We start from the raw sequence: 19305 nt of genomic DNA, 5'->3' as shown, positions 1-19305 counted from the left end.
TGGTCGAGGCGATGCAATTTGGGAAGGGGTTTCAGGCGGCCCTGGCTGGAGTCAGACTCGCTGCTGCTGCCCATTGGACGCAAGCATTCCGTTCAGGGCACGCGTGCCCCCGGCAATTCGGTGTGCAGCGTCCTCCACCATCAAATCAAGTATCCGGGCGCCCTCGTAGGCGTTCGCCCCAGTTGGATCGCCCAGAACGCCGGAGGGAGAGACGGCGGCGACGCCGCTGGCAAGCATCTCCGGCATCAGCTCTTCGAGGGGACGCAACTCGCCTGCTGCGGAACGTTCCATTCGGACCGCTTCCGGGTTGAGGTGAAGCATCAGCGACGTCTCGGTCCTGCCGGCGTGCAGGTCAGCGCCCGGGACAAGACAGGGCAGCCATGCGACGCTGTGCTGCTCTGCTTGTAGCTGGAGCACCGCCTTTGACAGGGCCGGGATATTCCCGCCGTGGGCGTTAACGAGGACGATGCGACAAGCCCAGGTCGACAGCGAGCGGACAAGCTCAACGATCAGCAGGTGCAAAACCTCGGATCCGATGGACACGGTACCTGCGAAGGACTGGTGTTCGCCGCTGGAGCCATAAGTCACTGCCGGAGCAACCACTATCTGCCCTTGAACCCGTAGAGCCAATGCATCGGCAACGGCGGCTGCTATCACCGTATCTGTATTAAAGGGCAGGTGGGGGCCGTGCTGTTCCGTAGAGCCGACGGGGACCAGCACCGTCGGGCTGCGCGGAACGTCGGGCCAGGTAAGCCTGCCCAGCCCGCTCCCGCTGTTAGTCATGACCGGACAGTGGCAGGAACACCCAACTCCCGGACAAAACCGGGGGGAATAACAAGGTGCTCAGGTCGAAGCTCCTGCACTGACGGGACGCTGAGTCCAAGAAGGGCAGAGTCGATGCCTCCTCGCAGGATGTCCAGGACGTTTTCCACACCTGCCTGGCCGTTGGCGGAAAGTCCCCATAGGTAGGCGCGTCCGATCATGACCGCGCGGGCGCCCAGTGCCAGCGCCTTGACGACGTCGCTGCCGCGGCGGATGCCGCCGTCCAAAACGATTTCGACCTGGTCGCCCACCGCGTTGGCGATCGAGGGCAGGACACGGATCGGGGCCGGTGTGCTGTCCAGGTTGTTGCCGCCATGGTTGGACACGGAGATGGCGGTGACACCTGCATCGACGGCGCGCAGAGCGTCATCGACGCGGCAGATGCCCTTCAACATAACGGGGCCGCCCCACTCTGTGACGATCCATGCGATGTCCTCCCACGTCGGCGGCGGGGTTTGCATCCATTCGTAGTACGCGCCGAAGAAGGTGGGCCCCTTCTCGCCCACAGGGACGAGATTGGGTGCGGTCAGGTCGGGCAGGCTGCGGGCGAAGGATGCCAGCCAGCGCGGTCTGAGGGCCACTTCGGGAGCAAGTCTGATGGCGGCCTTGAGGTTGACCTTTTCGGGGATCTCGGGGCTGCCCCAGTCACGTCCCATAGAGAAGGACCAATCGGTGGTGACGATCAGGCCTTTGGTGCCTGCGGCGCGCGCCCGGCCCATGCGGTTGACCATCTGTTCCCGGGTTCCGGTCCAGTACATCTGGTAGAACGTCTTGTCGTTCGCGGCCGTGACCTCCTCTACCGGCTTTGAGGCGAAGGAGCTCAGGCCAACGATGGTTCCGCGGGCGGCGGCTGCCCGGGCCACAGCGACTTCACCGTCGGGGTGGACGGCCTGGACTCCTGTAGGGGAGATCATGACCGGGAAGGAAATTTGCTGGCCCATCACGCTGGTGGCCAGATTGCGTTCTGCGGGATGGCCTACGACATGAGGGGCGAAGCCGAGCTCGCCGAAAGCGGCGGTGTTATCGTCCAGCGTCAGTCCACGTTCCGAGCCGGCAAGCAGGGCGGCATAGACGGATGCCGGGAGGCGTTTTTTGGCCCGGCGCTGTGCCTCGGCCACGGATTCGAACCAGGGGTTCTGTGCCCAGGGATTCTTGAACATTATTGCCTTTCGAAACTGTTGTAGAACTCGCTACGGTTGGAAGCCGGCCAATGGACTGGCGGCGCAAGCGGACACGGGCGGCGCTACGGGGTCCGGCCGTGTGAGGCTGAGCTGAACGATGACAGGCTGTGCCCGCTTCGGGAGGGCTTTGCGTGAATGGTCCTGGCTGGGTTGGGGCCGGCTTCGGTCTCCGGCCAGGGCCGTTTCGCCGTAGCCCTGGACGCACTCAGGGTCAGGGCCGTCCAGCGGAAGACCGGTGAAGAACTTAGCTGCCATGCAGCCGCCGCGGCAGCTGTCGAAGAATGCGCACTTGGTGCACGCCCCTGACGTCTGCGGAGACCTGAGGTCTTTGAAAAGCTCCGATTCCTGCCAGACCTCCTTGAATCCTCCGTCGCTCAACACATTGCCGGCCAGGAAGTTGTCGTGGATAGCGAATGGGCAGGCATAGACATCACCCACCGGATCAATCAGGCAAACGACCCGGCCGGCGCCGCACAGATTCAGGCCCGGCAGGCTTTCGCCGAAGGGCGCCAGGTGGAAAAAGGAATCTCCGGTCAGGACGTTGTCTCCGTTGGCGATCAGCCAGTCGTAGATGAGGCGCTGCTGTTCGGGCAGCGGGTGCAGTTCGTCCCAAACATCGGCGCCGCGGCCGGAGGGGCGGAGCCGGGTAAGCCGCAGAGTGGCACCGTGTTCATCGGCGATGCGTTTGAATTCATCAAGCTGGCCCACGTTTTGACGGGTAACCACGACCGATACTTTGGCATCCTTGAAACCGGCTTCGTTGAGGTTTTTCAGGGCGCGGATTGCCGTGGCGTAGGAGCCGGGGCCGCGGACGTAGTCGTTGACTTCCGCGGTGGCCCCATCGAGTGATATCTGGACGTCCACATAGGGTGTGGACGCTAGAAAGGCCGCTTTTTCCTTGTCGATGCGGATGCCGTTGGTGGAGAATTTCACACCGACCTGGTGGTCGACTGCGTACTGGAGCAGGTGCCAGAAGTCCGGGCGGACGGTCGGCTCTCCGCCGCCGATGTTGACGTAAAAGACCTGCATGCGCTGCAGTTCATCGATCACGGCTTCGCACTGCTCGGTGGTCAACTCACGCGGATCCCGCCGCCCCGAGGACGACAGGCAGTGAACGCAGGCCAGATTGCAGGCGTAGGTCAATTCCCAGGTGAGGCAAATCGGGGCGTCGAGCCCGAATTCGAACTGGTCCACCAGGGACCCTCCTGATGGGCGTGCCACAGGCGTGCTGACGACGTTAGTCATTGTTCTTTCCTTTGCTGGCGCGGATCATGTCGGTCGCAGCGAGACTGCGCAACGCGCCGACATAGGCGGGCCATTGGCCTTCGGGGACACCTGACTGCGCCAGCGCGTCGCGGACTGTTCCGCTGCCTTCCAGGGAACGAATCACCCTGACGAACTCCGGCTTTTTAAGGAACGTGAGCTTGCGGTTCCCGAAGTGATAGGCCATCGCCCCGAACGGTTCCGGCCGTAACGCAACAGCCGGTGACAGCATCCACTCCTCATCGAGCATGGTGTCTGTGCTGGTTGGGCTCATTTGACCGGGCGCCTAGTACACGCCGCACATGCCATCAATAGACACGTCCTCGACGAGATCTTCGATGACAAGGTCGGCCTCTTCGATGGTGCTGCCGCTTTCAATATTGGGGTTCACGTATTCCACAGCTCTTCTCCTATCCGGACTGTCTCGGGAGGTTCCGAAGACATCACATTAGAATAATGGCACTCGGCGCCAAAAAGATAGGGATGGTGGCCGATACTGCTAAGTTGTTCTGACGATGACCGCACTCACCAACCGCACCCGGGGCCGTCGGTCCGTAACGGACCATGGCTCTATCGAGCGTGCAGCATTCACGTTGTTTGAGGCGCAGGGCTTTGATGAGACCACCATGGAACAGATCGCCGAGAGCGTGGGCGTCGGGCGCCGAACGCTATTCCGGTATTTCCCGTCCAAAAACGACATCCCGTGGGGCCAGTTCGATCAGAGCCTTCGAGATTTTGCCGAACAGTTGGCGAGCGTACCCGCGGACGTTCCCGTTTTCGAAGCCGTGCACAGATGTGTCGTGGCTTTTAATGACTACGACAAGGAAGCGCTAGCCCAGCATCGGATCCGAATGAGACTGATTTTGGAGACGCCGACTCTGCAGGCCCATTCAGTGCTTAGATACGCGGCCTGGCGCGGAGTGATCGAAGACTACGTTGCACGACGTCTCGACTTGGGAAGCGAATCCCTGCTACCCCGACTCGCGGGACACGTCAGCCTCGCCCTGGCAATCTCGTCCTACGAACAGTGGCTTCTCAAACCTGGCAGTGACCTCCCCGGCATTCTCCGGCAGGAATTATACGAACTGCGTTCGTATCTCCAGTAACTGTTAGGAGGACAGAGCCGCTTTATGGGTCACTCTGGCCGTCTGTTGTGATTGCACTGGGGCAGAACAATACCTTCTCCGCCTGTGCAACACAGATTTGACGGGGTGTATTTGCAGCGCCGGTACATGCCATTCCAATGCACCTCTGATTCGCTTGAAGTACACCCCAACCTGACGTCAGATCGTAGGCGGAAGCCTTGTCAGATTAGGGTCCGAAACCCTTTACATGGACACCTGCTTGAGAAGCCCCGAGACCCAAACCTGACACTTCCGGCGTCGGCGGGACATATGGGGCCCTTGTCGCCGTTATCTGGTGTTCAGCATCGACGACGATGGTGGCTGAGGTCAATTGTCCAAAGTTCTTTGGACAATTTGGCTTCGTACTTGGTCTATCAGCTTCTGCCGAACCTTGATTCGCCTCAGGTGACGCCTAGTCGAGCTTTGGCTCTCCTTCGTCAGGTTCTGCCCATTCGAGGGCCGCGACGAGATGCCCTTCGTTGGGCAGGGCCTGTTGCTCGGCCGCTGGGAGTTTGTCGTAGGTGTAGGCCGCGACGGCCATGGGCGACGAGGAGCGGCCAAGGCTGTACCTGACGCTGCGGTCGTTCTTGGTGCCGCAAATCAGGATGCCAATCGTTTCATTGTGATGCTCGCGGCGGAGCATGTCGTCGACGAGGGCGACGTAGAAGTCAAGCTTGCCGGCGTTATGCCCCGCTGCGCATAACCGGCGTTATGCCCCGCTGCGCATAACCGGCGTACTCAGGTTGGAACTTTCCCGTTTTGAGCTCGATAACCACATAGCGGTTCTGGTCCATGTGGAAGAAAAGCATGTCGACGTTATTCCGAGCTCTTATCTGGGGTTCTTTTTGCCCCGTGCGTAACGGCGGGTAAGAGTCTTTCTTTTTGGTCGGCGTGTCTGCTGCGGACGGTCTATCTGGGGTGGCATCGTAACGGGGCATGACGGTTGGTATCGGCTTGGTCGAATCGTTCCGGGTGCAGCGGCTCAACTTGCCTGAGGGAGGACATACCTGGACGGTGCTGGGCCGCGATCATCGGGTGGTGGAGCCGGCCGAGGAGTACTTGGAGTACCTGAGGGCCCAGCGGTCCTCACCGAACACTGTGAAGTCCTATGCTCGGGGCTTGGCGTTGTAGTGGCAGTACCTGTACGCCTTCGACCTGCGCTGGGATGCCGTTGAGGTGGCGGATTTCGGGGCGTTCGTGACCTGGCTTCGCACCGGGGACGAGCCAAAGGTAACCTCGATCGAACAGCGTCCGGCCCGATTCGCCGAGTCCACGATCTCGACACGGCTCGGGGCGGTGATGTCGTGCTACGACTACCACCTGCTCAACGGTGTGGATGTGGGCCGGGACCTGCATCGGATCGCTCGCCGCGGCGGCAGCCGGTACAAGCCGCTGTTGGAGCACCTGGCTCGCCGGGACGGACGGCGCCGGTCCACGGTGCGGGTGCGCGGAGCTGACCGCGGCGGCCCGCCGCCGGTGTTGACACCGGGACAGATCGCGTTGATCTGCGATGCCTGCGCTAGCTGGGACACCGAGACCGGCCGGTGGCGCGGGTCGGTGCGAAACCGGTTGTTGTGGATGCTGATGGCCGAGACCGGCCTCCGGCTGGCCGAGGCCCTGGGGTTGCAGCATCGGGACTGGCACACCGGATGCGGCGCCACGCCGTATGTGGAGGTGGTCGCACGCGAGCATCCCCACCAGATTCGTGCGAAGTCCGGGTATCGCCGGTTGCATGTCTCCGATGAGCTGGACCGGTTATACGGCGAGCATCTCTGGCGGCTGTGTGAGGCCGGCGCGGACATGGTGTGTGAGGATTTCGATGCGAGCTACGTGTTCGTCAACCTCGACCATGAACCGAGGTTCGCGCCCTGGAAACCGGACTCCGTCTATGACTTGGTCGACAGGCTGCGCCGGCAGCTGTCCGGGAGGGTTCCCACGGAATGGACACCTCACTGGCTGCGGCACAGCCATGCTACGGCCTTGCTGTTGTCGGGGACGCCGGTGCACATGGTCAGCCGCCGGTCGGGACATGCCGACGTGCAAACCACGCTGAACACCTACGCACACGTCACCGACGACGCTGAAATGCAGGCCATGGCGAACTGGCAGGCCTTCACCGCCAGTTGGCGGGTCGCAACCGATGCCGATGCGTCGATTGGTCCGTGCTCATGACCGGCCAAGAATCGGCCGCGGCCGACTGGATCGAAGACGCCCGAGTCCGTTGCAACGACCACTAGACGCCAAGGGCCGTCACAATGGCTCACTTTTCGACCATCATCGACACCGAAAGTCGGGAACTGGGCCGGTTGCGGTAGGAGCCACTTACTTGGCGTAAACTGGCCAGTCAGCATTTCTTCTTGGCTCCGTGTCCGTCCACACGAGCGTTGCGCGGAGTTTTCGACGTAAAGGATTCCACGACTCTGCCCTGTCCAAAGCTCATAGAGATCAACGAAACGTGACCCGGAGCCGTCCAAAATGGTGAAGGGGTGAACACTATCAGTGTGATAGATGGTCTTGCATACCTGTATCCAGCGGCGACCCGCTGAGTAGCATTTAGGTGCTGACCGATTAAGCCGGGCAATGTCAGAGTGGACATGCCCACCGGGCAGGGTAACAAGGTCGAAGGCTCGCCGGCCAGGGAACGTGTCGTCAGCAGGAGCCATGATTAAAAGGGCTAATGGCAATTTCTTTAGCGGAAAAACTTTGTCTTCACGTGGGGCGTCGGGGAGCCCGCATAGTATTCTTGAGGTGGTATTTTGATCGGGAGCGGCAATGAGACCAGGTTGGTATTCACACGTCAACGACCCTCGGATCGTCGCCTATTTCAACGGCACAGTGTGGGGCTCAATAACAGACGGTTTACTGCTCCCGTCGCAGATCCAGAACACCTTGACTGCGCTGCCGCCCGGCCATCCCGGAGTTGCTGCACCCTTCGAGTCGCGAACATCTATTGGTAGGTTCATAAACGCTGGATGGTGGTGGTGCATCGGAGCGCCACAAAGTTCTGAAGGCGGAGGATAGCCTCTCTTGGTAGTGATTGCCAATCTCGGGCGGCGGCCCGCTGATCGGTTAGGTGGTGCCTTGGACAACACGTTCCTCGCAGCACGGTCCTTCAGCAGGCTGCGCATAGAATGGATGAAGAACCTCCAGTTCGGCCTGCAGCGCTTAATAAGTGACCGTTCCCCACAGGCCGAGGTTATGAAAGATCACAGTAGAACACACCAAACCTGACGCCAGGCGGCGACAGCCAGACTTGAACCTTGCTCCCCTTTGGCGGTCTTCTGGGAAGGGTTTACAGGTCTCGCTGAATATCCGGTGCAGTACAACAGCCAACTGTTCCTCACAGACGGCGACACCATCACCGTGACAGTCGAAGGAGTAGGCGGCATCACCAGCAGGGTCCGAGCAGAACGTGTAATAGGAACGGCTTTCCAAAAAGTCCAACGCACGGCTAATCGACGCCGGCAGTCGCTTGAAGATCATCGCCTTCACTTGTCCTTTAGCTTTCCCGCGTCATGAGGCGGCGCACGACGACGCGCAAACAACGTCTCCCGCTCTGGATCGGTGGGGCCTACGACGGCGCGCACCATGACGTCGGATAGCTGGTGGATGGCCGCCTCAACCTCGGCCGCACAGATCTTGTTGTAGCCGGTAGAGACGATCAGAGTTTGCGACCGGGGCGGCAAGGGGCGTCGGGCGACTTGTCCAGCTGGGCCGATGGCATCATGAGCATGCCGTTACTTGGATGTGAGTCGAGGCGCACTTGGTCCCCTTGTCAATGACAGGTAGCTAAACACCAACAGCCTCAACGGACGAGGCCTTCATCTGGGCAGGCACCCGTTCCTTACCTGCACGTCTATCACCGCGAATCCAGCGCGCTCCCTTTGACGCGCCTGGCGATACGGAATTCCTGTGAAAGGCCTTTTATGGTGGAGCGTAGTGCCTTCGTAGTCCCTGTGGCACAATCTGCGATCCTGCGGGGTCGGGATACCTCGTCGACGACCGTCGATGCCATCCCGGTACACGTCGATACACGCCCAGAACCCGTCGACAGCACCCGATTCGAATCATTCCGTCATGTGGTCGGCGGCTTCGGCAGGCGTTCCCACCGTCGCGGGATGCTCGTCGAAGACCCCCTGAGCGAGGATGTCACGCACGCTCCACCCCTCACTCGCAAGTGCGTGCGCTAGGGGTAGAGGGCTTCGCGGAGGGTGCCGCTGGTGACATCGGAGCCGTAGGCGTCGGCACGATCGAAGAGAGTCACTCCCAGTTCGGCAGCGCGGCGGACCACCCGGATGGAGTTCTCGCGGTCTGCGGGTACACCTCAGATCCGGGTCCGGTGAGCTGCATCGTGCCCTAGCCGAGACGCGTCACGGTGGGGGTCACCACCCAGAGTGAAGCTGCCGGAGGCATCCGCCGGACGGATCGTCGAGTCGATCATGAAGAGTCCTTTGCGGTCGTGGAGCGGGAGTGATTGGGGTCGTGCGATGTAGCCGAAGAATCGGCTACGCAGCGTTGGTCGGTTCGCTCAAGCCGTACTGATAAGGCACATGGAGGTGGTCGCGGAGGGTGTCTCCGTCGTAATCGTCATGGAACAGGTCCCGCTGCTGGAGCAGTGGGACGACCCCGTCGACGAATGCGTCGATGCCGTCTTCGTAGATGTCTGGATTGAGCCAGAATCCGTCACAGGCGCCGGATTCGAACCATTCCTGCATGTGGTCTGCCGTGAGATGCGGCGGGCCGATGGGGGCGGGGTGGTAGTCGATGATCCCGTGATAGAGGATGTCGCGAACGCTCCACCCTTCACGGGCGATCTCCAGCGCCTTGTCAGATCGGGGGTCGGAGGGGTTTGCCCTGGCGGACGAAAGCTGCTGCCCGGTCAAGGGCTGGTCCAGTTCGGCTGCAGTCAGGGGGATACCTAGCATCATTCCGAGGTAACCGATTCGATGGTGGATGAGTGGCTCGACGAATTGGCCGCGTCGGTCGAGTGCTTCGCGTTTGGTCGGAGCGATGGTCGGGCTGATGCCGGCGAAGAACTTGATGTCGTCGGGGTCGCGACCAGCTCGCTCAGCTGCTCGCCGAACGTTGGAGCGTTGCCGGATCGAGTCTTCGATGGTGTACGTGGATCCGATGACGCCGTTGGCGAATCGGCCGGTCAGAGCCAAACTGTGCGGGCTGCCGCCGGCTTGGAAGATAACGGGTTGTCCTTGGTTGGATGGGGGGATCTCCAGTGGCCCACGCGAAGCGACGTACTGCCCTTGCAGGTGGTTGATGGGCTGGATCTTGGCCAGATCCGCGAAGACGCCCGATTTCTGGTCTGCTATCCAGGCGTCCTCTTGCCAGCTTCCCCAGAGAGCTTGAATGAGCTGCACGACTTCGTGGGCGCGCCCGTAGCGGGCGTCTCGTCCGGCGATCGTAGTCCCGAAGTTGGCGGCGGAGGCCTGATCGGAGGTGGTGATGGCGTTCCACCCGATGCGGCCTCCGCTGATCACGTCAAGGGTCTTCAGCTGCCGTGCCAAATTGTAGGGTTCGTAGAACGTCGTTGATGCTGTCGTGACGAAACCGATCTTCTCGGTCTCACGCGCCATTACCGCCATAGTGATGAAGGGATCCATCGTCAGCATGGGTGAGTCCTGATCTGATTGCTGGCTCTGCGCAAGAAAATCAGGCAAGAACAAGAACTGAAACTTGCCGCGCTCGGCCGCTTGCGCGTACCGCACGTACGCGTCCGGATTGGTGTAATTGCGCGGGTCAACGTGAGGTGCACGCCAGGCGAGGGTCTGGGCCCCATAGCCGTTGCCCAGTTGCATGCCGATCATCATCTTCTTCATGGTCATTGCCGGTGACTCCTTGTTGTTGGCAGACGGGAACGGAAACGGTGAGCGGAACAGGTCACGATGCGTCGATCGAACGACGCGCGGGGAAACCATTCCGGCGGGCTGCGGCGACGACGACGAGAACGACTACAAGCAGCACCAAGGTCGCGAACGGCAAAGCCCCGGCGCCGAGGCCGGAAAGGACGAGCCCTCCGAGAATCCCGCCCACCGCGATCCCGATGTTCAAGCCGGTGACGAGAACGGATTGCGCGGCATCAACGGCTGTGCCGGCGGCGTTGGTGAGGGCTGTCTGCTGAAGACTTCCCGACCCGCCGAAAGCAAGACCCCACACAGCGATACTGACCAAGACCGCAGCGTGCGAGGCGAAGGCCAGTCCCAGTACGAGAACCGCCACGGCGAACACCGCGGTGCTACCCAGCATGAGCAGACGCAGATGCCTGTCGATGACAATTCCAGTCACCCACAGGCCAACGAGAGCGGACACGCCGAACACGAGAAGCACGGCGCTGACACTGCTCCCCATCCCCGCGAAATCGAGGAACGACGCGATGTACGTGTAGAGCAGAGCATGCCCTGCGAAAAAGAGCAACGCGACGGCGACAACCGGTGCCACGCCAGGAATTCGAAGAGCCTGAAGGGCATTGGTGCGCTCATGCTTCTCTTGGCCGGGGATAGTCGGAACCACGACAAGGACCCACACGAGCACGGAAGCCGTAAGGACAGCCATCACGACGAAGGTAAGTCGCCAGCCGATCCCTGCAGCGAGGAAGGTTCCCGCAGGAGTACCGAAGGCGAGGGCGACAGGCGTCCCGGAAAGGGCAATCGTCAGAGCGCGGCCGCGCTGCCCCGGATCCACGATCCGGCTGGCATATCCTGCAAGAACCCCCCAGAGAGCTCCAGCAAAGATGCCCCCCACGAACCTGGCCGCGAGAGTCAACCCGAACACGGGCGACACGGCGACAACGAGGCTCGTGACGATGTAGCCGCACAGTGCCATCACCAGGAGACGCCGACGCGGCCACCCCATAGTCGCCCCGATGACAGGGATAGCACCCAAGAGCGCTCCCAACGCGTAGAACGTGACGGCCTGCCCGGCCACCGCTTCGGTGACTCCCAGGTCGGCGCTGAGGGCAGGCAGGACACCCGCCGGCAGCGTCTCGAGCATGACCGCCAGGAACCCGGCGGTGGCTAGCGCAAGAAGGCTACCGACAGGCAGACGGGTGGACAACGAAGAGTGAGCGGAATCAGTGAAAGTCTTTGACATCCCACCATTCTGAAACATTAACACTACTGTTAATGTCAAATCGAGCGTGAGAGCGGGACGTAATGCTGCTCAGCCGGCAGGTGCCTCTGGCCTGCCCGCGCGAACATCAACAGCGGCAATGTACCGGGTGAGAGCATCTCGATTCGAAGTCAGGAAGGCGATCTTCTGCGTCATGCGGTCGCGCTCCTGGACTAACAGATCGCGAAGCCCAGGCTCGATGTTCCGAACAACGATCGCTTGCTCCTGATCCAGGCACGGAAGGAGTTCCAGAACGATACGCGACGGAATGCCCGAGTCGATCAAGCCACGAATCTTGCCCACCCGCTCCACCAGGTACTCACCATAATCCCGGTAGCCATTCGCCTCACGAATCGGTTGAATGAGGCCCTGTTCCTCGTAGTAGCGCAGCATGCGCCGCGGCACCCCCGTTCGCGCGGAAAGTTCACCGATTCGCATCACTCCTCCTCCTCCGATGGTAAACCTTCACAGTAGTGGCATTTCACGGCGTGGGTTTGGATGACCGCTCCTGCTGCCTGCAGGCCGCAAACCAGAGAGTCCTGGTGGAACGTTCTTGTCTCCCACTAATGCTGAGTACATTCGGGACTGGACAATACTGGCCCCAGGAGAACAGGTTTTACTCGTTGAGAACAGCGCGGCTGAAATATCTGGCCGAGTTGATACTGTGATCGAAGATGGTTCAATTCTTTGGCTTCACCTTGATGGGGCGGGACGCCGACTATTTATATATACGTACTCCGTACGAATCTGGCGGGTTTAGCAGGCAGATAGAACACCGTAAGGCAGATGGCTTCCAACGAATCATCGTGGGGTCGGAACAGGAGGCCGGCAGCCTGGTGCGGTACCTTAACGACGGTGGACAGATGAGTGGAGTCCCGCATAGTGGTGTAACGCCACGGTGGTTGTCTGCGTCGTTGCTGACGTGAAGGCGGTCACCGTGTGATCCTTCGAGGAAACTCTCACATCCCACTCGAAAGGCATCAACACGATGACCGCTCCCCATATTGTCGACCCCGCGACCGTGCTCGGCGAAGCCCTGACCGAGGCGTCCCCGGATTTGATGCGGCATCTGCTGCAGACCATGATCAACGCTTTGCTGTCCGCTGACGCCGATGCCGTCGTCGGCGCGGAATGGGGCGAACGCAGCCCTGAGCGCACCACCCACCGCAACGGCTATCGGCATCGGAACCTCGATACCCGTGCCGGGACGATCGATGTCGCCGTCCCGAAGCTGCGACAGGGCAGCTACTTCCCGGAATGGCTCCTCGAACGCCGGAAACGATCCGAGGCCGCGCTAGTCACCGTGATCGCGGACTGCTACCTCGCCGGCGTCTCGACCCGCCGGATGGACAAACTGGTGAAGCAGCTCGGTATCCACTCCCTGTCGAAGTCGCAGGTGTCCAGGATGGCGGCCGATCTCGATGAACACGTGGACGAGTTCCGGCACCGCAACCTGTCCGAGGCCGGCCCGTTCACCTTCGTTGCCGCGGACGCGTTGACGATGAAGGTCCGAGAGGGCGGTCGGGTCGTGAACACCGTGGTCCTGATCGCGACCGGGGTTAACGGCGACGGACGCCGCGAGGTCCTCGGACTCCAGGTCGCCACGTCAGAGAGCGGTCCCGCATGGAACGCGTTCTTTGCCGATCTCACCGCCCGCGGCCTTGCCGGGGTGCAGCTGGTCACCTCCGACGCGCACGCCGGGCTGAAAGACGCGATCGCCGCGAACCTGCCCGGGGCAGTCTGGCAACGCTGCCGCACCCATTACGCCGCGAACCTGATGAGTGTGACACCCAAGAGCATGTGGCCGGCCGTGAAAGCGATGCTCCACAGTGTCGATGACCAACCCGACGCTGCCGCGGTGACCGCACAGTTCGACCGGACCCTGGACTACGTGAGCGAGAAACTTCCCGCCGTCGCCTCGCACCTGGACGCGGCCCGGGCAGACATCCTCGCGTTCACCTCGTTTCCCAAGGACCTGTGGCAGCAGATCTGGTCGAACAACCCAGAGCGGCTGAACAGAGAGATCCGCCGCCGAACCGACAGTGTCGGCATCTTCCTCAACCGGGATGCGATCATCCGCCTTGTTGGCGGCATCCTCGCCGAGCAAACCGACGAATGGGCCGAGGGACGCCGCTATCTCGGCCTCGACATCCTCGCCCGCTCTCGCATGCGCCCCATCGCATCGCTGACACCGGAAGCGAGGTAGACACCGACACGATCATGGCCCTCAGCGCCTAAGCGAAGGATCAACCGTTACACCACTCCACGGGACTTGACCGCCAGATGCCGGAACCCTCTTCATCTGCCGTTGAATTGGCGAAGCCGGGTTCCATGGTCGCGTATGTAGTCCATGACCGTCCCCCGGGACCATCGGAACACATCGGCCACATCCCGGTTGAGGAGTTCGACTCGCGAAATGACGCTGTAGCGACGCAACCGATCTTCGTGGTCTCGCGAGCTATCAACGCGATGGTGATGAATAGGTCCATCGTGAGCCTGGGTGATTTCCGAAGAGTGATGCCCGTCTACTAATCCGCGCTCTGCTTCCGCAAATGCCGTCGTTCTTCTCAGTTGCCTACGGCATCGCAGGCGGGATGACTCCAGCTTGACATTGTCATTAGTGTTAAGGTTGCAGGACGAATGCAGGACGCAGATGTCTTCACAGCCCGTGACACCGGTGATGATGAGGCGCACCGTCGCAGGATTTGCGACGGGCCTCTCTGTCGTCGCCGCCGAAGTCAACGGCCGAATCGTCCGGATGCCGGCCAATTCGCTCTCCTTGGATCCGCCGCTCGTGTCCCTTGCGTTCGCGCCTAACATCGACGACGTGGCCCGTGCTCCGCAACGCCGCGCTGTTGCATCAGCGTCCTCACTGAGAACATCTCGGGCGCGTGGCGGGCGCCCCAGGTCGACGATGACAATTACGCGAACATCGAATCAAATATCCGCTACGCCCAGGCCGCAGAGCGGGGAGGGTTCGCGTTCCTGTTCGCCCCGGACTTCCCCGCCGTCCTTAGGGACGTCGCTAGCACCAGGTGACATATACCGCTCCCCCGTTCCGGAACCGTGGTGGGAGCGGATCCGGATGAGGTTCCACTTGGCCGATTCTCCGCTGTTAACGGCCTTGGTACGGACTCCCGTACGCGCGGCAACCAAGGATATGGAGGGTGCAAGTGGTCGTGACGGGCGAAATCAGCGATGGCCAACTGAGCCTAGGTCGATGCCGAAAGCGACACTTACGAGACAGCCTTGGCAACCGCAAACGCACAGGTCTCCAAAAGCTCCCGGACGAGTGTGATCCGCACGCCCTAGCTAGATCGTCAGGCCCTTGAGGGCGTAATCCGGATAGCGTTCTCCTGCGGCTACTCCGACAGGGAATAGCTCGTCGAGGACCGAGAGGTCGTCGGCCGTCAGCACAACTTCAGCCGCAGCCACGTTCTCCTCCAGGTACCTACGACGCTTGGTGCCGGGGATCGCGACGACACCCTCCTGTTGCAACACCCAGGCCAAAGCCAACTGACCCGGCGTGATGCCCTTCCGCGCGGCCATCGCGCGCAGCTTCTCGACGACCTTCAGGTTGGCGGCTAGGTTGCCGCCGACAAAGCGCGGGCTGACACGACGGAAATCGCCCTCCTCCAAGTCGTCCGCCGAGGAGATCGCACCGGTCAGGACACCACGGCCCAGCGGCGAGTACGCCACGAACTCGATGCCGAGCTCGCGGGTCGTGGCAAGGACCCCGTTGACTTCAGGGGCCCGTTCGAACAGCGAATACTCGGTCTGGACAGCCGTCAGTGGATACGTGGAGTGCGCCCGTCGGATCGTCTCTGGGGATGCCTCCGAGATCCCGAGGTAGCGGACTTTGCCCTCTTCGACGAACTCCCCGATCGTGCCGATTGTCTCCTCGATCGGCGTGCTCGGATCGACCCGGTGGATGTAGTACAGGTCGATCGTCTCGCGGCCGAGGTTACGTAGTGAGCGCTCGAGCGCCTTGCGCAGATATGCCGGCGAACCGTTCGGCCCGACACGCTCGCCGTCATCGCTGATCTCAAAACCGGTCTTGGTCGCAAGGGCGTACTCATCGCTGCGGCTGCCGATCGTTTCACCGATCAGCCGCTCATTGACGAACGGCCCGTACATCTCTGCGGTATCGATGAGGCTGACGCCGAGATCGAGCGCCCGGTGTAGCGTCGCAGCCGACTCCGCGTCGTCACGCCCCCCGTAAGAGCCGGACATTCCCATTGCGCCGAGTCCCTCGACGCTGGCCTCAAGCCCCTGACTTCCCCATGGTTTCGTATTCACAAGACAAGTGTGGCAGATCTCCACTAATTTGCGCAACGGTTGGTGCGTCCGTGAGCGGGGGCGCGGACGGTGTAGATGACGACGGCAGATATCACCAGGCAGGTTTTTCGCGGCTAACGACTTCGCTTCCCTCGCCACTCGGCGGCCGGTGATGTCTTCACACTCCGGCACTGCTCTTGGTCTTACGAGTGACTGGCAATAAGGACTTTCGTGGGATCGCTTTCTGTGTCGATTGCGTGCCGATCTGTGAGGTGCTTCGGTGCAAAGACGGTCCAGATGATGACGAACACGGCGACAACCAGCGCGGCCGCGATAAAGATGCCATCAAATGTTTCCTTAGGAACGAATCCATCGGCACCGGGCACTAGTACGTTCAAGACAATTGCGGTAGGTATCGTCCCCGAGACGTACTGGATAATGCTTTGCATGCCAATGGTCACCGCCATGTTGTCCTGGCGCCCGGCGGCCGCGACGAGTGAGTATCCGGTGGTCAAGCAGCTCAGGGTTGCGAGTGCATAGCCGAAGACCCACACCCAAGACATCCAAACCGGGCCGTTAGCGAATGCGAAACCGAGAAAGACACCAATCGAGGCGGTTCCGGAAATGATCAGAACGGTCTTCGGACCCAGCCGGTTGAGTCCCCATCGAGTCCAGAGGTATCCCAGCGCGGAGCCGGGAATGATCGCAAGCAGCACGTACGTAGAGTCGAGGGCAGACAGGCCGTGGCCGTACCCTGACGACGTCGGGGTCTGCAACATAGCTGGCAGCGCGAGAAAAATGCTCACCCCGACCACGCTTATCAAGAAGATCCCGGAATATCCGATGATGGCCTGACGTCGGTCCATGTTGCGGAACGACATCAGAGGGTCCTGGCTGCGTCGCTGCTGAATCGACCAGAGAGTCAACGTCACGGCGCTCACGCCAAACGAGCCGACCACGATGGGTGAAGTCCAGCCCAGGGCTGGTCCCTCGCTGATTCCGACCAGCAGCGCAGTGACCCAAATGCCGAGCCCCAGCGAAGCGAACCAGTTCAAGCGACCGACATAACGGGAAGCAGCGGGCGTTTCAGATGAGACAAGTGCAAGCACCAGCAGCACCGCGTACAGGGCGAAACTCACCCAGAAAACGCTCTGCCACGGCAATCCCAACCCAACGACAAAGCCGCCGACAACAAGTGCGATCGGTGAAAAGATCGCCATCGCGAATGAGAGTCCTAACGAAACAATTCGGATCTGACGGGCGGTAGCCCGTGGGCGGAGGAGCCCCCAGCTCAGAGGGAGGGTAACAGCGAAGCCCAAAAGGAATCGGCCTGCCACGAGAGGCCAAAAACCATCACCTGTCGCAGCCAAGGCGCATCCCAGCAGTGCTAGGAAGCTCAGTGTAATGAGGACCTTGCGATGCCCATAGATGTCGCCCATACGTGCAGTGAGGCCGACAGAGATGGCACTGCCGACCATCATTGAGTTAAAGACCCACCCGATTTCCGCGCCCGACAGGCCGGACTGTGCCGCTATCACCCCAACCAGCGGAGGGAGGGTGCCCCACTGGATGTCTACGGCTACCCCGCCGAGCCAGACTAGTGCAACTAACGAAGCGAATCGGCCGGTACGAGCCTCGGCCGATAGAGATTGTGTCATCTTTGACCACCTGTGTTTATGGACCCAGTAATCCTCTGGAGTCATCATTTTTGAGTCAATGGCGCAACGAAGCGAACTCCATGCGCGTGCAATTTGAGTTTCAGTGGAGCAACGGACTTCTAAACGCTTACACTTCCCGGCCCGGCGTGACACAGGTACTGGTAACCCGTCTCGCGGCTGATCCCATAGTCACGGGCAAGGACGGCTACGCCCACAACCGCTAAAGAAGTTTCCGTCGACGAAGGGAGATTCCTTCGCCTTTGGCATCGTAGTCAAGACTCGTGCTTCACCGCAATACCCGCGTGCGTCCATCCATGCCACGTCTGACGGCTACAGGCGGTCGCTCTGACACCCTGTTGCCTCATCGCAATACTTTTCTGGAGGACGATTCGTTGCCTCATTGAAAACTCCGCATGGACTCGGGCTCATGACCGGGTCTTGGATTGTAGTGGCCGTGGTTGTGTTGCCGGGAGATGGTCTCGAGTTCTGCGGAGAGCGCATAGATCTGGCGGTAGAGCGCCGTCGGACGGATCTTCTTGTATTGGGCACTCATGGCCATGGTCGGCCTTTGCCGGATGGCGGGGTGTTCGATGGCGCGTAGGTGCCGGGTCGCGGGCCGGGCGTGTTTCTTGCGGGCTTTGGCTCCGCGCCGGGTTTTGGATACCAGCCGTGGCAGGACTGGTAGAGCTCGTTCTTGATGAACTCGCTGCCGTTGTCGGAATCGCTGCCGACGATGGGAAGGGGAACACATTGGTTGTGGGTGGATCGCCTCGAAGACCGCTTCTGGGCCTTATTGTGCACGGACCGGTTCACCGTCCAGCCGGTGGCGATATCGCTGACCATGAGCGTGAAGCAGAACTCGCCCTGGCTGTTGCTGCCTTTGTGACGGAGCAGGTCCATCTCGACGAAACCCGGGGCCCCGTCGTCCCACACGATCCAGGTCCGGATCGGGATCTGGGCCTTCAGCAACGACCTTTGCTTGGCATGGGAGCGGCCGCGCAGGCGCAACTTCTCCTGTTCATAGGCCAATCTATCTGGTGTGAAAGCACAGTCTTGTCCACCACTGGCTGCAGTCGATCGTGGCGGCACTCGTGCCCATCAACGCTTCGCCTGAGCATCGGTGGTCACCAGGACCCGCTCGGCACGCAGCATAGGGACGAGGTAGCCGGTCCCGGGCGCCAGCAGCTCCCCCGCAGGGCCCCAAAGCGCGGACCAGGCCAACACCACCGACGGTTGGAGATCCGTCGGATAAACAGGCTTCCATCCTGGCCACACCGTCCGTGGTCGAGGCGGCTTTAGAGCGTGGCGCAGCGCGGACCCGGCATAGTCCCGGTGCCAGCCGGTCAAGTCCACCAACCGGTAAGGATCTGACCCTTCACCTTGCTGTCCGTCGCGCCATACCGCAACGCCGAATCCTTCGTCAACGTATGGACCCCCGCTGAGGTTTTTTATGAATCAACTCGGACACTTGCTTGCGCGCAGGCATCAGGTTACGATTCTATGAATTCGATTCCATGACAACTAGTCGATGACGTGTTCGCAGCGCTTCAAGGAATGGCTCGCGTTGCGGGCCCTGACGCCAATGATGAGACAGGGCTGAGGTAACAGGCATGGGTTTGCCCAAGAGCAAGGTCGCATTTGTGACGGGAGCTGCTTGCAGTCAACTGCGTTTGCACGCTGTCAGCATCTACGCAATAGGGGGCTGACATCATCGCCCTCGACATCTACACCGAAGACGGCGCGACTGTAAAGTGTGACCCGGCAACGCAGGTCGGTCTCCAGGAGACGGCGCGGCTCGTCGAGTGCTTGGGCCGCCGTATCGTATCCGGGGTAGGAGACGTGCGCGGACTTGGGCAAGTA

At 61.1% G+C, this 19305-nt stretch carries 16 protein-coding genes and 2 pseudogenes; 4 read left to right on the top strand and 14 right to left on the bottom strand.

Features of this window, described 5'->3' with window-relative positions:
* Window positions 1-51: 51 nt before the first annotated feature.
* Genes mftE through mftA form a run of 5 tightly spaced genes read right to left on the bottom strand, consistent with a single transcriptional unit; the run spans window position 52 to window position 3666 of the window.
* The gene (gene mftE, locus AB4074_RS20865; protein ID WP_441415101.1) at window positions 52-783 is read right to left on the bottom strand and encodes a mycofactocin biosynthesis peptidyl-dipeptidase MftE; all 732 of its coding nucleotides are present in this window, start codon (window positions 781-783) and stop codon (window positions 52-54) included.
* On the bottom strand, window positions 780-1982 hold the full coding sequence (gene mftD / locus AB4074_RS20860; RefSeq protein ID WP_441415100.1) for a pre-mycofactocin synthase MftD: 1203 nt from the start codon (window positions 1980-1982) through the stop codon (window positions 780-782). Before mftD ends, mftE begins: the two co-directional genes overlap by 4 nt.
* 30 nt (window positions 1983-2012) lie before the next feature.
* On the bottom strand, window positions 2013-3248 hold the full coding sequence (gene mftC / locus AB4074_RS20855; protein ID WP_441415099.1) for a mycofactocin radical SAM maturase: 1236 nt from the start codon (window positions 3246-3248) through the stop codon (window positions 2013-2015).
* Entirely contained in the window at window positions 3241-3540 is a 300-nt protein-coding gene (gene mftB, locus AB4074_RS20850; protein ID WP_441415098.1) for a mycofactocin biosynthesis chaperone MftB, read from the bottom strand. The genes mftC and mftB overlap by 8 nt, the downstream gene beginning before the upstream one ends.
* A 12-nt stretch (window positions 3541-3552) precedes the next feature.
* On the bottom strand, window positions 3553-3666 hold the full coding sequence (gene mftA / locus AB4074_RS20845; protein WP_441415097.1) for a mycofactocin precursor MftA: 114 nt from the start codon (window positions 3664-3666) through the stop codon (window positions 3553-3555).
* Window positions 3667-3781: 115 nt separating this feature from the next.
* Between mftA and mftR the strand changes: the two genes are divergently transcribed.
* Complete coding sequence (mftR, locus tag AB4074_RS20840; RefSeq protein WP_441415096.1) at window positions 3782-4372, top strand: mycofactocin system transcriptional regulator; 591 nt, start codon at window positions 3782-3784, stop codon at window positions 4370-4372.
* Window positions 4373-4802: 430 nt separating this feature from the next.
* Here the strand turns inward: mftR and AB4074_RS20835 are convergent.
* Window positions 4803-5205: pseudogene (locus tag AB4074_RS20835) on the bottom strand (PDDEXK nuclease domain-containing protein); the annotation flags it as partial.
* A gap of 121 nt (window positions 5206-5326) precedes the next feature.
* Between AB4074_RS20835 and AB4074_RS20830 the strand changes: the two are divergent.
* A complete protein-coding gene (locus AB4074_RS20830) occupies window positions 5327-5521 on the top strand; it encodes a hypothetical protein (protein ID WP_441415095.1) in 195 nt (64 codons plus the stop codon).
* Between the two features lie 45 nt (window positions 5522-5566).
* A complete protein-coding gene (locus AB4074_RS20825; RefSeq protein WP_441415094.1) occupies window positions 5567-6562 on the top strand; it encodes a tyrosine-type recombinase/integrase in 996 nt (331 codons plus the stop codon).
* Between the two features lie 993 nt (window positions 6563-7555).
* Here the strand turns inward: AB4074_RS20825 and AB4074_RS20820 are convergent.
* The 4 genes from AB4074_RS20820 to AB4074_RS20805 form a co-directional block, all read right to left on the bottom strand.
* Window positions 7556-7882, bottom strand: coding sequence for a hypothetical protein (locus AB4074_RS20820; protein ID WP_441415093.1), 327 nt, complete (start codon window positions 7880-7882; stop codon window positions 7556-7558).
* Between the two features lie 1013 nt (window positions 7883-8895).
* Window positions 8896-10227 carry an NtaA/DmoA family FMN-dependent monooxygenase gene (locus AB4074_RS20815; protein WP_441415092.1) on the bottom strand — a complete coding sequence of 444 codons (1332 nt, stop codon included), beginning with the start codon at window positions 10225-10227 and terminating at the stop codon, window positions 8896-8898.
* 55 nt (window positions 10228-10282) lie between these two features.
* Entirely contained in the window at window positions 10283-11491 is a 1209-nt protein-coding gene (locus AB4074_RS20810; protein WP_441415091.1) for an MFS transporter, read from the bottom strand.
* Between the two features lie 69 nt (window positions 11492-11560).
* Window positions 11561-11947, bottom strand: coding sequence for a MerR family transcriptional regulator (locus AB4074_RS20805; RefSeq protein ID WP_441415090.1), 387 nt, complete (start codon window positions 11945-11947; stop codon window positions 11561-11563).
* Between the two features lie 550 nt (window positions 11948-12497).
* Between AB4074_RS20805 and AB4074_RS20800 the strand changes: the two are divergent.
* A pseudogene (locus AB4074_RS20800) lies at window positions 12498-13747 on the top strand (IS256 family transposase).
* Between the two features lie 1074 nt (window positions 13748-14821).
* On the opposite strand, the gene AB4074_RS20795 reads toward AB4074_RS20800, so the two are convergent.
* From AB4074_RS20795 to AB4074_RS20780, 4 genes are all read right to left on the bottom strand, one after another.
* A complete protein-coding gene (locus AB4074_RS20795; RefSeq protein ID WP_441415089.1) occupies window positions 14822-15808 on the bottom strand; it encodes an aldo/keto reductase in 987 nt (328 codons plus the stop codon).
* Window positions 15809-15990: 182 nt separating this feature from the next.
* Window positions 15991-17445 carry an MFS transporter gene (locus AB4074_RS20790; protein ID WP_441415088.1) on the bottom strand — a complete coding sequence of 485 codons (1455 nt, stop codon included), beginning with the start codon at window positions 17443-17445 and terminating at the stop codon, window positions 15991-15993.
* Window positions 17446-17842: 397 nt separating this feature from the next.
* Window positions 17843-17998 carry a hypothetical protein gene (locus tag AB4074_RS20785; protein ID WP_441415087.1) on the bottom strand — a complete coding sequence of 52 codons (156 nt, stop codon included), beginning with the start codon at window positions 17996-17998 and terminating at the stop codon, window positions 17843-17845.
* Window positions 17995-18474, bottom strand: a complete 480-nt coding sequence (locus AB4074_RS20780; protein ID WP_441415086.1) for a hypothetical protein — start codon at window positions 18472-18474, stop codon at window positions 17995-17997. Before AB4074_RS20780 ends, AB4074_RS20785 begins: the two co-directional genes overlap by 4 nt.
* Window positions 18475-19305 lie beyond the last annotated feature (831 nt).

Origin of the sequence: Arthrobacter sp. 2MCAF14 (assembly GCF_052115645.1) — a bacterium.
In the GTDB taxonomy this organism is placed as follows: domain Bacteria; phylum Actinomycetota; class Actinomycetes; order Actinomycetales; family Micrococcaceae; genus Arthrobacter.
This window is presented reverse-complemented; position numbering and strand designations above follow the sequence as displayed.

Bases quoted from the DNA above. Each gene is read 5' to 3' on its own strand.
- mftE (WP_441415101.1), bottom strand. From the start codon at position 783: ATGACTAACAGCGGGAGCGGGCTGGGCAGGCTTACCTGGCCCGACGTT.
- mftD (WP_441415100.1), bottom strand. From the start codon at position 1,982: ATGTTCAAGAATCCCTGGGCACAGAACCCCTGGTTCGAATCCGTGGCC.
- mftC (WP_441415099.1), bottom strand. From the start codon at position 3,248: ATGACTAACGTCGTCAGCACGCCTGTGGCACGCCCATCAGGAGGGTCC.
- mftB (WP_441415098.1), bottom strand. From the start codon at position 3,540: ATGAGCCCAACCAGCACAGACACCATGCTCGATGAGGAGTGGATGCTG.
- mftR (WP_441415096.1), top strand. From the start codon at position 3,782: ATGACCGCACTCACCAACCGCACCCGGGGCCGTCGGTCCGTAACGGAC.
- AB4074_RS20830 (WP_441415095.1), top strand. From the start codon at position 5,327: ATGACGGTTGGTATCGGCTTGGTCGAATCGTTCCGGGTGCAGCGGCTC.
- AB4074_RS20815 (WP_441415092.1), bottom strand. From the start codon at position 10,227: ATGACCATGAAGAAGATGATGATCGGCATGCAACTGGGCAACGGCTAT.
- AB4074_RS20810 (WP_441415091.1), bottom strand. From the start codon at position 11,491: ATGTCAAAGACTTTCACTGATTCCGCTCACTCTTCGTTGTCCACCCGT.
- AB4074_RS20805 (WP_441415090.1), bottom strand. From the start codon at position 11,947: ATGCGAATCGGTGAACTTTCCGCGCGAACGGGGGTGCCGCGGCGCATG.
- AB4074_RS20790 (WP_441415088.1), bottom strand. From the start codon at position 17,445: ATGACACAATCTCTATCGGCCGAGGCTCGTACCGGCCGATTCGCTTCG.
- AB4074_RS20785 (WP_441415087.1), bottom strand. From the start codon at position 17,998: ATGAGTGCCCAATACAAGAAGATCCGTCCGACGGCGCTCTACCGCCAG.